General features: G+C 66.9%; 10 protein-coding genes and 1 pseudogene. 7 read left to right on the forward strand and 4 right to left on the reverse strand.

Going from position 1 to position 14,927, the window contains the following annotated elements:
• Window positions 1–207: 207 nt before the first annotated feature.
• A pseudogene (locus LI953_RS09540) lies at window positions 208–1,307 on the reverse strand (IS3 family transposase); the annotation flags it as partial.
• 182 nt (window positions 1,308–1,489) lie between these two features.
• Between LI953_RS09540 and LI953_RS09545 the strand changes: the two are divergent.
• The 7 genes from LI953_RS09545 to LI953_RS09575 all read left to right on the forward strand — a co-directional run bounded on the left by LI953_RS09545 (window position 1,490) and on the right by LI953_RS09575 (window position 11,844).
• Window positions 1,490–2,419, forward strand: a complete 930-nt coding sequence (locus tag LI953_RS09545; RefSeq protein ID WP_227075838.1) for a glycerophosphodiester phosphodiesterase family protein — start codon at window positions 1,490–1,492, stop codon at window positions 2,417–2,419.
• Window positions 2,420–2,619: 200 nt separating this feature from the next.
• On the forward strand, window positions 2,620–3,987 hold the full coding sequence (gene gorA, locus LI953_RS09550; RefSeq protein WP_227075839.1) for a glutathione-disulfide reductase: 1,368 nt from the start codon (window positions 2,620–2,622) through the stop codon (window positions 3,985–3,987).
• 60 nt (window positions 3,988–4,047) lie between these two features.
• Complete coding sequence (locus LI953_RS09555) at window positions 4,048–5,439, forward strand: class II 3-deoxy-7-phosphoheptulonate synthase (protein ID WP_227075840.1); 1,392 nt, start codon at window positions 4,048–4,050, stop codon at window positions 5,437–5,439.
• Window positions 5,436–6,569 (forward strand): nicotinate phosphoribosyltransferase, encoded by a 1,134-nt coding sequence (locus LI953_RS09560; protein WP_227075841.1) that lies wholly within the window; start codon window positions 5,436–5,438, stop codon window positions 6,567–6,569. The genes LI953_RS09555 and LI953_RS09560 overlap by 4 nt, the downstream gene beginning before the upstream one ends.
• Window positions 6,562–8,226: an NAD+ synthase gene (locus tag LI953_RS09565; RefSeq protein ID WP_227075842.1), complete on the forward strand. Its 1,665-nt coding sequence runs from the start codon at window positions 6,562–6,564 to the stop codon at window positions 8,224–8,226. Before LI953_RS09560 ends, LI953_RS09565 begins: the two co-directional genes overlap by 8 nt.
• 97 nt (window positions 8,227–8,323) lie before the next feature.
• Window positions 8,324–11,041, forward strand: a complete 2,718-nt coding sequence (locus LI953_RS09570; RefSeq protein ID WP_227075843.1) for a DEAD/DEAH box helicase — start codon at window positions 8,324–8,326, stop codon at window positions 11,039–11,041.
• The gene (locus LI953_RS09575) at window positions 11,041–11,844 is read left to right on the forward strand and encodes a sulfotransferase domain-containing protein (protein WP_227075844.1); all 804 of its coding nucleotides are present in this window, start codon (window positions 11,041–11,043) and stop codon (window positions 11,842–11,844) included. The genes LI953_RS09570 and LI953_RS09575 overlap by 1 nt, the downstream gene beginning before the upstream one ends.
• Here LI953_RS09575 and trpS read toward each other — a convergent pair.
• Genes trpS through LI953_RS09590 form a run of 3 tightly spaced genes read right to left on the reverse strand, consistent with a single transcriptional unit; the run spans window position 11,841 to window position 14,898 of the window.
• Window positions 11,841–12,842, reverse strand: a complete 1,002-nt coding sequence (gene trpS / locus LI953_RS09580; protein WP_227075845.1) for a tryptophan--tRNA ligase — start codon at window positions 12,840–12,842, stop codon at window positions 11,841–11,843. The two genes, LI953_RS09575 and trpS, sit on opposite strands and share 4 nt — an antisense overlap.
• Window positions 12,843–12,874: 32 nt before the next feature.
• Window positions 12,875–14,416, reverse strand: a complete 1,542-nt coding sequence (gene murJ, locus LI953_RS09585; protein ID WP_227075846.1) for a murein biosynthesis integral membrane protein MurJ — start codon at window positions 14,414–14,416, stop codon at window positions 12,875–12,877.
• Window positions 14,413–14,898, reverse strand: a complete 486-nt coding sequence (locus LI953_RS09590; protein WP_227075847.1) for a CHAP domain-containing protein — start codon at window positions 14,896–14,898, stop codon at window positions 14,413–14,415. Before LI953_RS09590 ends, murJ begins: the two co-directional genes overlap by 4 nt.
• Window positions 14,899–14,927 lie beyond the last annotated feature (29 nt).

Consider the following 14,927-nt stretch of genomic DNA (forward strand, 5'->3'; position numbering starts at 1 on the left):
GCAGAGGCGTATCTCAGGCCGCGGAGATTTGCCTCTTTACACGTTTCCCCGCTCACAGAAGAAAACGAGTTGGTGACTATATGTACGGGTGGCGATACGACCGGCTTCGCCAGCCCCGCCGGCCTTCGTCTCGAAGGCTAATCTACGCCAATTCGCCGCAAATATCTCTTTCGGATGAAAAAAGCCTATCCGGTCGTCCTCCAAGATGAGGCAAGTCAGCCTGCGCCGTGGATTGTAGAAACGCTCGATATAGTCGAACACATCGGCCCTGGCCCGGTCGCGGGTGCGGTAGGTCTTGGCGGCGGTGCGCTCGGTTTTGAGCGAGGAGAAGAAGCTCTCCATTGCCGAATTGTCCCAGACATTGCCGGCCCGGCTCATTGAGCAGGTGATGCCATTGTCTGCCAGCAGACGCTGAAATTGCTCGCTGGTATATTGCGAGCCCTGGTCAGAGTGATGCAGAAGCGCGTCGGCTTTGCCTCGCCGCCGTACCGCCATCATCAGGGCATCCATGACCAGGGCTGCATCGCGTTCCGCCTTCATTGACCAGCCAACGATGCGCCGGGAGAAAAGGTCCAGAACCGCGGCCACATACAGCCATCCTTCGGCGGTCCAGATATAGGTGAAGTCAGCCAGCCATTTCTGGTTTGGCCGGCTCGCCGCGAAATCTCGATCAAGGATGTTATCGGCAATCACCGCGCGTTCGCCATCGTTCTTGGGTTTGGCACGCCGCTTCGGGCGCGCCCGATAGCCATTCTCGCGCATCAGCCGCTCAACCCGGTGCAGGCCGCAGGCCAGGCCCTCTTCGAGCACATCACGCCACACACGGCGCGCGCTATAAGTCCGGTCGCTGGCCTTGAAGCTGGTGCGGATGGCGGCACCGAGCTTCTCGTCATGAATGGCCCGTTCACAAGCTGGTCGGTTGAGCCAAGCATGGAAGCCGGAACGCGATACCTCAAGAGCATTGCATAGCCAGCTGACCGGCCAGATATGCCGGTTCTTCGCGATGAAGGCGAACTTCATATCGATTCTCTCGCAAAGAATGCCGCGGCCTTTTTTAGGATGTCACGCTCCGCCTTGAGCTTGGCGACCTCCTTCTTGAGGGCCGCGATCTCAACCATGTCGGCCCGCTGCTGGCCATGGCCAGGGAACGCCGTCGCAGGCGCCGCCGCCAATTCACGCATCCAGCGCCGTAACACGCTCTCCGCCAGATCCAGGTCACGGGCAGCCTGGGCAACCGATACGCCCCGCTCCGTAACCAGCTTTACAACCTCGGTTTTGAACTCAGCTCCATACTTCCGTCTCGTCATGTCTGCTCTCCGGTTCCTGCGTCACGATCTTATCCTCGTGTCCACCAAACCGGCAGCAGCTCATTTGAAGCCACACGCGATCCGCCCGCGATCCCGCAAAGCTACTATTATTAACGTACGGTTATGTGTGCGTATCCAATCCCTCTGATATCGTCTTCGGCGAAAGGCGGCGGATTTGAAACATGATCGCGGTTTTTGGGCATCGTGGCGCCTGCGGGCTGGCCCCGGAGAACACACTGACAGGGTTTCGTTTAGCGGCGCGCTTGGGTTTAACGGGCGTTGAGTTCGATGTCGGCATGACCGCGGATAATATTCCGGTCGTCCACCACGATATCCGTCTCAATCAAGACATCGCCCGTGACAAAAGCGGCGCTTATGTCGGCGAGGATGCACCGTTGATCCGCGCCCTCACGTATCGGCAATTATCCACCTATGATGTCGGAAGGCCACGTCGCGGCTCGGTTTACGCCAGCCGGCACCTAACGCAGCAGGCGCTGGATGGCGCGCGGATCCCGACGCTGGCCGAGGCTGTCGCCGCCTGCACGTCGCTTGATCTGCTCATCGAGATCAAAACCGCTCCCGACCGGCCTGACACGACCCACACACCCATGGAATTGGTTGCGCAGGTCTCGCGCGTTTTATGTACCTTGGAGGCCACCGACAAATCCATGCTGTTCGCATTTGACTGGCGGGTTTTAGCGGTGGCGGCGCGGCATATCCCCTCTTTGCGGCGCGGCTGCCTGACCGATGCGCAGACCGTGCGCGATGCCCATCTGTGGTTCGGCGATACCCGCCTCGCAGCGCACCAGCCACAAAAACCGGGCAGCGTGCCGCGCACCGTGGCGAGTACGGGGGCCGTTATATGGGCGCCCGAACAGACGACGCTGAATGAAGCCGAGATGATCGAGGCCCGGCGCCTGGGCCTTGCCGTGATTCCGTGGACAGTGAATGAGCCCAACGACATGGAGCGCATGATCGAGCTTGGTGTGGATGGGATAATCTCAGATGTTCCGGACCAGATCAAAAACCTGCTCGCCGCCCGCAACCTTACGCTGGCGGCGCCCGGTTATATCTCGCGCCTTAAGCCGCGAAGGCCGGTTGACCCTAAATAAGCGCCGCTGGCGCACGAGCGAGCGGCGAGATCAGTCATTCCGGCCAACAACAACTGGGCCAGGCGCGGCATTCAATCCCTGCCAATTCCTGGTACGGACGGCATCAAGGTCAGGCAAAGCTTGATCGTGAAACACGCCCCAGGGCTGGTAAGCCGCCGCCGCCGTGCTACGTAAACGGCAGAAATTGGGAATTGAGACACATGCATTTCGACCTTTTCGTCATTGGCGGCGGCTCGGCTGGGGTTCGCTGCGCGCGCATCGCGGCGGGGCATGGCGCCCGGGTCGGCGTGGCGGAGAGCCGCTTCTGGGGCGGCACCTGCGTCAATATCGGCTGCGTGCCCAAGAAATTCCTGGTCATGGCCGCCGAATACGGCGCCATCGCCGAGGATGCGCGCGGCTTCGGCTGGGATGTCGAGACCCGCGCGCATGACTGGTCCGCCCTGCTCGCCGCCAAGGATCAGGAAATCGCTCGCCTCAACGGCATTTACCGCCGCCTGCTCGACAATGCCGGCGCCACCATCTTCGACGCCCGCGCCAGCTTCATCGACGCCCATACCCTCGATGTCGGCGGCCAGCGCGTCACGGCGGACAAGATCGTGATCGCCACCGGCGGCCACCCCACGGGGCTGGATATTCCCGGCGCCGAGCACGCCATCGTCTCGGACGACGCCTTCTTCCTGCCCGAGATGCCCAAGCGCGTCGCCATCGTCGGCAGCGGCTATATCGCGGTGGAATTCGCCGGGGTGTTCGCGGGGCTGGGCGCCGAGACGCACCTGATCTACCGCCAGCCCCTGCCGCTGCGCGGGTTCGACGAGGATATCCGCGCCGCCCTGGCCGGCACCCTGGCGGGCAACGGCGTCACCCTGCATCCGGGCACGCTGCCCAGCGCCATCACCCTCAGCGGCGGCGCCAAGCAGGTCGCGCTGTCCAATGGCGAGACGCTCGCGGTCGATCTGGTGTTTTTCGCCACCGGGCGCGCGGCCAATACGCGCGGGCTCAACCTGGCGGATGCCGGGGTGCATACCGGCCCGCGCGGCGAGGTGCTGGTCGATTCCGCCTTCTGCACCTCGGTGCCGCATATCTACGCGCTGGGCGATGTCACCGACCGGTTGAACCTGACCCCGGTGGCCACCGCGCAGGGCCACGCGCTGGCCGACACGCTGTTCGGCAACCGCCCGCGCGGCGTGAATCTCGACAACGTGCCGACGGCGGTGTTCTCCATTCCGCCCATCGCCACGGTGGGGCTGACCGAGGAGGAAGCCGCGAAGCGGGGGGAGGTCACAATCTTCCTCTCCCGCTTCACGCCCATGCGCCACACCCTCACTGGGCGCGAACGCAAGACACTTATGAAGATGGTGGTGGACCGGGCCACAGACAAGGTGCTGGGCGCGCATATGTTGGGCGAGGACGCGCCCGAGATCATACAGGGCCTGGCCGTGGCCATCACCGCCGGAGCGACCAAGGCCGATTTCGACCGCACCATCGGCATCCACCCCACCGCGGCCGAGGAATTCGTGACCATGCGCACACAGACCAGGGTTGCCGGCCCCGGCCTTGGCGGCGAGTAGCCTTGCCCTACATTTCACGCTTATAAGGGGCGGAAACAGGACCGCCCCCCGGGAGAGACCATGGATACGATCACCCCAGCCCCGCTTGCTTCCGGCTGGACACCGCATAGCTGGCGCAACTGCCCGATCCGCCAGGTGCCGAGCTACCCCGACCCGGCCCGGCTGGCGGCGATGGAGGCGCGCATCGCCAAATTTCCGCCGCTGGTCTTCGCCGGCGAGGCGCGGAACCTGAAGGCGCAGCTCGCCCAGGCGGCGCAGGGCAAGGCGTTCGTGCTGCAAGGCGGCGATTGCGCCGAGAGCTTCGGCGACTTCACCGCCAATGTCATCCGCGACACATTCCGCGTGCTGCTGCAGATGGCGGTGGTGCTCACCTTTGGCGGCGGCGTGCCGGTGGTCAAACTCGGGCGCATGGCCGGGCAATTCGCCAAGCCCCGCTCGTCCGACACCGAGACCATGGGTGATGTCACCCTGCCCTCTTACCGCGGCGACATCATCAACGGCCCGGAATTCACCGCCCAGGCCCGCATCCCCGACCCCACGCGCATGGAGTTTGGCTATTTCCAGTCGGCCGGCACGCTCAACCTGCTGCGCGCCTTCGCCTCTGGCGGCTATGCCGATCTGCACCAGGTGCATCGCTGGAACCTCGATTTCGTGCAGAACTCGCCGCTCGCCGCGCGCTATGCCGACCTCGCCACGCGCATCGACGAGACGCTGCGCTTCATGGCCGCCTGCGGCCTGACCAGCAGCGCCACGCCGCAAATCCGCGAGACCGATTTCTACACCAGCCACGAGGCGCTGCTGCTGCCGTATGAGGAAGCGCTCACCCGCATCGACTCAACCACCGGCGAACACTACGCCTGCTCGGCGCATTTCCTGTGGATCGGCGACCGCACCCGCCAGCTCGAGGGCGCGCATGTCGAGTTCATGCGCGGCATCCGCAACCCGATCGGCATGAAGGTCGGCCCGAGCATGGAGGCGGACGATCTGCTGCGGATCATGGACGTGCTCGACCCGCAGAACGAGCCGGGGCGCCTGACGCTGATCACCCGCATGGGCGCTGACAAGGTGGAGCAGAAGCTGCCGCCGCTGCTGCGCGCGGTGAAGCGCGCCGGGCGCAGCCCGGTCTGGCTGTGCGACGCCATGCATGGCAACGGCATCACCACCGCCGCCAAGATCAAGACCCGCCGCTTCGACGCCATCGTCAGCGAGCTGAAGGGCTTCTTCGACGCGCATGAGGCCGAGGGCACCGTGGCCGGCGGCGCGCATCTGGAGATGACCGGGCAGGATGTCACCGAGTGCGTCGGCGGCGCGCGCGGCCTCTCGGAGGAAGATCTGGGCGAGCGCTACGAAACCTTCTGCGACCCCCGGCTGAACGCCGAGCAATCACTGGAAGTCGCGTTCTTCCTGGCTGAGGAGCTGAAATCCCGCCGCGGCGCGAGACTCCCGGCGTGACACCCGCCCCCCTGGGCGATGCCGACATCGCCGCGCGTACGGATTCCTACTTCAACCGCACGCGCGAGATCGTCACCCGCTTCGGCGATGCGCGCGTCACCTACGCCATCTTCCTGCGCCGCCCGGTGGTCTCCGCCCCGGCCCTGCTGCTGGACTGGCTGCAGGCGGTGGCCCGCGCCCGGCATGAGCATTTCGACATCGAGCTGATGCACAAAGAGGGCGCCTGGGTCGGCGCGGGCGAGCCGCTGGTTTATGTCACCGGCAGTTTCGCGGCCCTGGCCGACCTTGAGACCATCGCCCTGCAAAAAATCGGCGCCGCCTGTGTCGCCGCGCATAACGCCTTCCAGATGGCCGCGGCGCTGCCCCAGGCCGCGTTTCTGGCCATGGAGGCGCGCCATTGCGCCGGGGCCGAGATGCAGGAGATCATGGCCTATGCCTGCGCCGTCGGCTCGCGCGCCGCGCAGGAAGAGGGCGCGCGCGGCTTCGTCGGCAACGCCAATGACTGGACGGCGCATTATTTCGGCGCCGCGCATGGCTACGGCACCATGCCGCACGCCCTCATCGGCTATGCCGGCTCCACCCTGCGCGCGGCGCAGATGTTCGTGGAAACCTATCCGGACGAGCCGCTCACCGTGCTGGTCGATTATTTCGGCCGCGAGATCACCGACACGCTGGAAGTCTGCAACGCCTTCCCTCATCTGGCGCAGACCGGGCGGCTCTCGGTGCGGCTCGACACCCATGGCGGGCGCTATCTCGAAGGGCTGGACCCGCAGGAGAGCTACGCCGTGCTGGAGCGCAACGCCCCCGGCGCGCTGCGCCGCTACCGCAGCCAGCGCGAGCTCGGCTACCTGATCGGCACCGGCGTCTCCGCCGCCGCCATCTGGAAGATGCGCGAGGCGCTAAACCTCGCCGGCTTCCCGGCGGTGCGCATCGTCGCCTCCTCGGGCTTCGGCGTCGAGAAATGTTCGGTCATGGCCGACGCCAAGGCGCCGATCGACGTGGTTGGCACCGGCAGCTTCATCCCCGAAACTTGGTCCGAGACCTACGCCACGGCCGACATCGTGGCCTATGACGGCAAGCCCTTGGTGAAGCTGGGGCGCGAATTCCTGCTGCGCACCACCCATGGCTGACACGCTCACCCTCGCCATCGCCCAGATCAACCTGCATGTCGGCGCCATCGACAAAAATGTCGCCGCCATCCGGGCCGCGCGCGCCCAGGCCGCGGCGCTGGGGGCCGATCTCGTCGTCACCCCGGAACTCTCCATCTCCGGCTACCCGCCGGAGGATCTGGTGCTCAAGCCCGCCTTCGTCGCCGCCTGCGAGGATGCGGCGGCGGAGCTGGCGCAGGACACCGCCGATGGCGGCCCGGCGCTGATCATCGGCACGCCCTGGCGCAATGGCGACAAGCTGCACAACGCCGCCTTCCTGCTCGAAGCCGGGCGGATCAGCGCCCGCCGCGCCAAGGTGGAACTGCCCAATTACGGGGTGTTCGACGAAAAACGCGTGTTCGACGCCGGCGCGGCGGAGGGTCCGGTGGCGTTCCACGGCTTCCGCCTCGGGCTGATGATCTGCGAGGATTGGTGGCTGCCCAACGTCTCCGCCTGCCTGGCCGGGGCCGGGGCCGAGTTGCTGCTCTCGGTCAACGGCTCGCCCTTCGAGGACGGCAAGCAGGAGCGGCGCATCCGCCTCGCCGCCGAGCGCGTGGCCGAAACCGGGCTGCCCTATGTCTTCGCCGCCATGGTCGGCGGCCAGGATGAAGTGGTGTTCGACGGCGCCTCCTTCGTGCTCAACGCCGATAGCAGCCTCGCCGCGCAGCTGCCGCAATTCGCCGAGGCGGTAACGCTGACGCGCTGGATGCGCACGCCCGGCGGCCTCGCCTGCGCGCCGCAACCGCCGCCGCCCGCGCCCGACCGGCTGGGGCTGATCTATCAGGCGATGATGCTCGGCCTGCGCGACTATGTGAACAAAAACGGCTTTCCCGGCGTGGTGCTCGGCCTCTCCGGCGGCATCGACTCCGCGATCTCCGCCGCCGTCGCCGCCGACGCGCTGGGGCCCGAGCGCGTGCGCGCGGTGATGCTGCCCAGCCCCTACACCTCGGCCGAAAGCCTGGAAGACGCCGCCGCCTGCGCGCGGATGCTCGGCATCCCCTACGAGACCATCCCCATCAGCGGGGCGATGGAAGCGTTCGGCGCCGCCCTGGCCCCGGCCTTCGCCGGGCGCGCGCCCGACATCACCGAGGAGAACATCCAGGCCCGCACGCGCGGGCTGATCCTGATGGCGATCTCCAACAAATTCGGCCCGATGCTGCTCACCACCGGCAATAAGTCCGAGATGTCGGTGGGCTACGCCACGCTCTACGGCGATATGTGCGGCGGCTATTCGGTGCTCAAGGATATTTACAAAACCACGGTGTTCGCGCTGTGCCGCTGGCGCAACGCCAACCACCCGGCGGGCGCCCTCACCCGGCCCGGCCCGGCCATGCCCGAGCGCGTGATCACCAAGCCGCCCAGCGCCGAGCTGCGCCCCAACCAGACCGACCAGGATTCGCTGCCGCCCTATGAGGTGCTGGACGCGATCCTCGCGCATCTGATCGAGGGCGAACATTCGGTCGACGACATCGTCGCCGACGGCTTCGAGCGCGCCACCGTGCTGCGCGTGGTGCGCCTGCTCGACCGCGCCGAATATAAGCGCCGCCAGGCCCCGCCGGGGGTCAAGATCACCTCCCGCGCCTTCGGCCGCGACCGCCGCTATCCCCTGACGAACGGGTTCACCAGCCTCGTCAAATAAACAGCCCTTAGGCTCTGGCCTTTTGTGGCGAACCCGGTATTAAGCCCTTTTGGCCCGGCCGCGCGCCGGGCGCCTAACCTGGGAGCAGTAGTATCCGATGCCGGTGACGTTTTCCGCCGAGGATTTTGACCGCGTCTTCGATTCTTCGGTGATCCGCCGCGCGCAGAGCCTCATCGCCCTGGGCTTCGTCAAGGATGTCTCGCTGCAAGGCGACACCATCGACGCCTTGGTTGAAGACATGGACGGCACCAAGCGCACCTGCTCGATGACCCCGGAGAAAAAGGGCAGCCGCATCTCCTTCGCCGAGCGCGAATGCTCTTGCGGCGAGCGCGGCTGCCGCCACCTGGCCGCCACCGCGCTGGCGGCGCTGGCCAAATTCCCGCAGCTGCGCAAACAGGCGCCCAAGCAGCTCATCGACACCATCATCCCCGCGCGCGAGCGCCCGCCGGCGCCGGCCGCCGCCCCGCGCATCCGCGCCACCGGGCGCCGCCCCAAGGCCGCCAATCTGCTGCTGCCCGCCATGCCCGAGGCCCCTGAGCCCGGCGCCACCATCCTGGATCGCCAAGCCACCCCGGTGCTGCGCCTGCGCCGGGTGCACGGGCCAGATGAGTTCAACCGCCAGCGCATGATCGACGTGCTGACGCTCGATTTCGACTATGGCGGCGTGCGCGTGGACGGCGCGGATGAAAACCCCTTCATCCGCATCAAATCCGCCGGGCAGATCGCCTTCATCCGCCGCGAGATCGCCGCAGAGGCCGAGGCGCTAGATCAGCTCCGCCCCGACGGCTTCGTGCAGATGCGCGTGGCCGACGGCAAATCCGCCCGCGGCCAGCGCGTGCTGGTGTTCCGTGGCCAGGAATCAGCGGCCAAATGGCACCATTTCGTCGCCGTGCGCGTGCCCGAGCTCACCGCGCTCGGCTGGCTCAGCCATATCGACGCCAATTTCGGCCCGCAGCTGGCCGAGAATGTCGGCAATCTCGATGTGAAGGTGGAGGACGGCGAGGCCGGCACCTTCAGCCTGGAATTCGGCGTCGAGGTGGATGGCGAGCGCATCCCGCTGCTGCCGATCCTGGAAAACCTGCTCAACAAGGGCGGCATCGACGCCGCGCAGATCGTCGAGGGCGAGATCATCACCAGCCTGGAGGATGGGCGGGTGGTCAAGCTCCCGGCCGACCGCATCCGCCGCCTGCTGGCGGTGATGGGCGATCTCATCGAATCCGCCGGGCGCACCACCGAGAAATCGCTGGTGTTGCCCGTGGGAGCCGCCGCCACGGTGCTGGAGCTGGAGGATGTGCTCACCACCTCCTGGCAGAACGCGGCGGATATCGAGGCTTATGTCGAGCGCTTCCGGGGCGAGCCAGATATCATCCCGGTCGAGATCCCGCCCGAATTCAAGGCCGCGCTGCGCCCCTACCAGCAGCACGGCGTGGACTGGCTGCAACATCTCGCCTCCTACGGGCTGGGCGGCTTCCTGGCCGATGACATGGGCCTGGGCAAAACGGCGCAGACCATCGCCAATATCTGCGTGGAATACGCCGCCGGGCGGCTCACCGCCCCCGCACTCATCGTCGTGCCCACCTCGCTCGTCGCCAACTGGACCGCCGAGCTGGCCAAATTCGCACCGCATCTGAAGGTGGTGGTGCTGCACGGGCTGGAGCGGCACGAAAAGCGCGAGCGGCTGGACGATGTGAATGTCGTCGTCACCACCTACACGGTGCTGACCCGCGATATCGAGGAGATGAAGCCCCTGCCCTGGCATCTGGTGGTGCTGGACGAGGCGCAGGCCATCAAATCGCCCGAGGCGCGCGCCACCCGCGCGGTCTGCCAGCTCAAGACCACCAACAAGATCTGCCTCTCCGGCACCCCGATCGAGAACAATCTCGACGAGCTATGGTCGCAATTCGCCTTCCTCATGCCCGGCCTGCTGGGCGACCGCCGCGGCTTCACCAAGCGCTTCCGCACGCCGATCGAGAAAAACGGCGACCCGGTGGTGCGCGCGCAGCTGGTCAACCGCATCCAGCCCTTCATCCTGCGCCGCACCAAGCAGGAGGTGGCGACCGAGCTGCCGCCCAAGCACACCATCCTGCGCCGCATCACCCTGGCCCCCGACCAGCGCGAACTCTACGAGACCATCCGCGGCACGCTGTATGAGACGGTGAAGGAACAGATGGCCGAGCGCACCCTGGCGCAAAGCCGCGTCATCGTGCTCGACGCGCTGCTCAAGCTGCGCCAAGCCTGCTGCGACCCGCGTTTGGTACGCATCGGCAACTCCACCGGTGTGGAGAGCTCGGCCAAGCTCGACGATCTGATGGAGATGCTGAACGAGCTGATCCCCGAGGGGCGGCGGATCCTGGTGTTCTCGCAGTTCACCTCGATGCTCGACCTGATCAAGCCGCGCCTCGACGAAGCCGGCATCCGGTTCGTGGAGCTGCGCGGCGACACGCGTGACCGCGCCACCCCGGTGCAGCGCTTCGAGGCGGGTGAGGTGCCGGTGTTCCTGATCTCGCTGAAGGCGGGCGGGCGCGGGCTCAACCTGACCTCGGCGGATACCGTGATCCATTACGACCCGTGGTGGAACCCGGCGGTGGAAGCCCAGGCCTCCGACCGCGCGCACCGCATTGGCCAGACCAAATCGGTGTTCGTCTACAAGCTCATCGCCACCGAGACGGTGGAGGAGCGCATCCTGGAGCTGCAACAGCGCAAGGCGGAGCTGGCGAGCATCGCCTTCCAGGAGGGCGGCGGCATGGCCTTCAACGCCGAGGATATCGACTTCCTGTTCGGCGCCGACGCCCCGGCGGAGGCCGCGGCGGCGTAGTGGGCAAGATCGTCTGGATCGCCTCCTACCCCAAATCGGGCAATACCTGGGTCCGGGCCTTTCTGCACAACTACCTGGCGCCGCAGGCCGCGCCGCGCCGCATCAACGCGCTGGAGGAAGTCTCGGTAACAGAATGCGCCGCCGCCCTCTACCACGCCCCCGGCGCCACGCCGCCCCCCGAACAGGTGCAGGCGCTGCGCCCTGCGGTGCATGAGCGCCTGACCCGGCTGCGCCCCGGCCCGGTTTTCGTGAAGACGCATAACGCCAACCTCGCCCTGCATGGCGTGCCGCTCTGCACCCCGGCGCACACGGCGGGCGCGCTCTACATGGTGCGCGACCCGCGCGATATCGCCCTCTCTTTCGCCGCCTATACCGGGCGCGATATGGATGAGATCATCGCCTTCATGGAAAATCCCGGTGCGGCCAATGCCAGCGACGGCGCGCAGGTGCTCGAACTGCTCTCAGATTGGAGCGCGCATGTGCGCTCCTGGGTGGCGGCGCCGAACCGGCTGCTCACGCGCTATGAAGACCTGCTGGCCGCGCCTGAGCGCTATTTCGCGCGCATCATCCGCTTTCTTGGCGCCAGCGAGGTGGACGCCCAGCGCCTCACTCGCGCCATCGAGTTCAGCAGCTTCAAGAGCCTTTCGGCGCAGGAGGCTGCCGAGGGCTACCGCGCGGGCGGCAAGGGTAAATTCTTCCGCCAAGGCCAAGCCGGGCAATGGCGCGAGTGCCTAACCCCCGTCCAGGCCCAGCGCATCACCGCCGCGCATGGCGAGGTGATGCGCGAACTCGGGTATCTTTAGCGCGGCAAAAACCCGACCAGCCGCTCCGCCTCCGCCACGATCGGCTCCGCGATCGCCTCGGCCTTGCGCGCGCCCTCGCGCAGCATGTGGTCGAGCGACGTCGGGTCGTTGAGATATTCGCGCGTGCGGTGGCCAATCGGCTCGACATGCGCGATCAGCGCCTCGGCCAGCTGCTCCTTGAACGGCCCGAATCCCGCCCCGGCGAAGCGATGCAGCACCTCGCTCACCTTATGCCCGGTGATGGCGGCATAGATGCCGACGAGGTTGCGCGCCTCGGGCCGGGCGTCGAGATCATGCACATGTTCGGGCAGCGGCTCCGGGTCGGTCTTGGCCTTGCGGATCTTCTGCGCGATCACATCCGCCGTGTCGGTCATGTTGATGCGCGACATGTCGGACGGGTCCGATTTGCTCATCTTCTTGGTGCCGTCGCGCAGGCTCATCACGCGCGCGCTCTCCTTCAGCACCAGCGGCTCGACGCGCGGGAAGAACGCCACGCCGAAATCATGGTTGAATTTCTCGGCGATGTCGTTGGCCAGCTCGATATGCTGGAGCTGGTCGTCGCCCACCGGCACGCGCGTGGCGTGATAGGCGTGGATGTCGGCGGCCATCAGATTGGGGTAGGTGAACAGCCCGGTGGAGACTTCCTCCTGGTTCTTGCCCGCCTTGTCCTTGAACTGGGTCATCCGCTTGAGCCAGCCCATGCGCGCCACGCAGTTGAAGATCCAGGCCAGCCGCGCATGCGCGCTCACCGCCGATTGATGGAACAGGATGCTGCGCTCGGTGTCGATGCCGCAGGCCAGCAGCAGCGCCGCCATCTGGCGGGTCTGCTCGCGCAGGCCCGCCGGGTCCTGCCAGGTGGTGATCGCGTGCAGATCGACGAGGCAATAGATGCACTCGTCCTCCCCCTGCTGCAGCGCCACCCAGTTGCGCAGGGCGCCGAGATAATTGCCAAGGGTCGCGATGCCGGTCGGCTGAATGCCGGAGAATATGCGTGCCATGGCGCCCGGTTTCGCCGCCTTTTCGGCTGCGGTCAACCGGCGGCGCGGGCGCGGCGGCGGCGCAGGATGCGCAGCACCTCGTCCAGCGCGAATGCCCGCAGCAGAATCCCCGGCCCGAAATAAAACACCGCCCCCACCGCCACCAGAAGCAAAAACTCGGGGATATTGCTCTTGCCCGCGGGCAGCAGCCGCTCGGCGCCATAAATCGCCACCGCCATCACCGCCCCGCTGAGCAGAATGCGCGGCACGCGCTGGCGCGAGAGCGCATCCAGCGTGAAATGCCCACGCCGGCGCAGCAACACCAGCAGCAGCGCGGCGTTGAAGGCGGAGGACAGCGTGGTCGCCAGCGCCGGGCCAACCGCCTTGAGCGGATGCATGAACACAAGGTTGAGGCACAAATTGAGCGCCACGGCGGCGATGCCGATCTTCAGCGGCGCCATCGTGTCGCCGCGCGCGTAGAAGCCGGGGGTGAACACCTTGACCAGCGCGAACACCGGCAGCCCGAGCGCGAAGGCCGCCAGCGAATGCCCGGCCAGGATCGCGTTATGCTCGGTGAACGCCCCGCGCACGAACAGCACATCCATCACCGCCTTGCCCGCCACCGCCAGTCCCACCGCCGCGGGCAGGGTGAGCATCAGCACCGATTCCAGCGCCCGGTTCATCGCGGTGCTGGCCTCGCCCTCTTCGCCCAGGGCGATATGGCGCGTCACCATCGGCAGCAGCGCGGTGCCCGCGGCGGTGCCGATCACACCCAGCGGCAGCTGGTTCACGCGGTCGGCGTAATACAGGATGGAGACCGACCCGGCGGGCAGCAGGGTGCCGATGATGATGTCGATGGAAACATTGAGCTGCGTCACCCCCGCCCCCAGCAGCGCCGGCCCCATGCGCCGGAACAGCGACCGGATGCGCGGCGAGAAGCGCAGCCGGGGCATGGTGAAGCGCATCCCCGCCCGGCGGATCGCCCACACCACCAGCCCCAGCTGCGCGATGCCCGAGACAGTGATACCCCAGGCCAGCGCGAAGCCCGGATTGGCGGTATAAGGCGCCAGCCCCAGCATCGCGGCGATGGCGAACACGTTGAACAGCACCGGCGCCGCCGCCGCCGCGGCAAAGCGGCTCATGGCGTTGAGCACGCCCGAAAACAGCGCGGTGAGGCAGACGAAGAACAGATAGGGGAACATGATGCGCGTGAGCGCCACGGCCAGGGCGAATTTGCCGCCATTGCCCGCGAAGCCCGGCGCCAGCACATACAGCACCCAGGGCATGAAGATCTCGCCCAGGATCGTCAGCCCGCCCAGCCACAGCGCCATCACCGCCGTCGTCTCCTCGGCGAAGCTGGTGGCGGCCTCGAGGCCCTCCTGGTGCATGATGGCGGAGATGCTGGGCACGAAGGCGGCGTTGAACGCGCCCTCGCCAAACAGGCGGCGGAACAGGTTGGGCAGGCGCAGCGCCACGAAGAAGGCATCGGCCACCGGCCCGGTGCCAAGCACGGCGGCGATCAGGATATCCCTGGCGAAGCCGAGAACGCGGCTCGCCATCGTCCAGGCCCCAACGGTAAACGCGCCGCGTATCATGGCCGTGCCTTAGTCGATTCATCGGGCCGGATAAACCCGTAGGTCGGATAAACCCGCGCCCCCAGGGCATGCGCCGGCTCATACCATACGCGCACCGCCGTCCAGTCATTGCAAGGCGACACATCCACCACGGGCTGGTCCCGCTCGATCCGGTGCGGCAGCCAGTTGGCCTGGGTGACGCGGATCTCCCGCGCATCCTCGACCGCCGTCACCACCGCCAGATGCCCCACCCGCATGCCGCCATGCGGGGCGAACACCAGCACCGCGCCGGGGCTCGGCGCCTGGCTGCGCGGATACACGCCCGCCGCCTCGTCCCACCATTGATAAGCGTCACCGCTGAGGTCGATGCCCGAGACCGCGCGCGCATAGGGCACGCAGCTCAGCCGCGTCGGCGCGCCGAAATGGCTGGGCGAGACGAGGCGCGGCCCGGCGCAGGCGGCCAGAGCGAGGCAGGGCAGCAGGGCAAGGCGCAAGCGCGGCATCGGGCCGAATCTGGCGCAGGACGCCGCCG

Source organism: Acidocella sp. KAb 2-4, assembly GCF_020567705.1.
GTDB lineage: Bacteria > Pseudomonadota > Alphaproteobacteria > Acetobacterales > Acetobacteraceae > Acidocella.

What these genes read in the sequence shown, in the direction of transcription:
- LI953_RS09545 (WP_227075838.1), top strand. Translation starts at nt 1,490, where the DNA reads ATGATCGCGGTTTTTGGGCATCGTGGCGCCTGCGGGCTGGCCCCGGAG.
- gorA (WP_227075839.1), top strand. Translation starts at nt 2,620, where the DNA reads ATGCATTTCGACCTTTTCGTCATTGGCGGCGGCTCGGCTGGGGTTCGC.
- LI953_RS09555 (WP_227075840.1), top strand. Translation starts at nt 4,048, where the DNA reads ATGGATACGATCACCCCAGCCCCGCTTGCTTCCGGCTGGACACCGCAT.
- LI953_RS09565 (WP_227075842.1), top strand. Translation starts at nt 6,562, where the DNA reads ATGGCTGACACGCTCACCCTCGCCATCGCCCAGATCAACCTGCATGTC.
- LI953_RS09570 (WP_227075843.1), top strand. Translation starts at nt 8,324, where the DNA reads ATGCCGGTGACGTTTTCCGCCGAGGATTTTGACCGCGTCTTCGATTCT.
- trpS (WP_227075845.1), bottom strand. Translation starts at nt 12,842, where the DNA reads ATGGCACGCATATTCTCCGGCATTCAGCCGACCGGCATCGCGACCCTT.
- murJ (WP_227075846.1), bottom strand. Translation starts at nt 14,416, where the DNA reads ATGATACGCGGCGCGTTTACCGTTGGGGCCTGGACGATGGCGAGCCGC.
- LI953_RS09590 (WP_227075847.1), bottom strand. Translation starts at nt 14,898, where the DNA reads ATGCCGCGCTTGCGCCTTGCCCTGCTGCCCTGCCTCGCTCTGGCCGCC.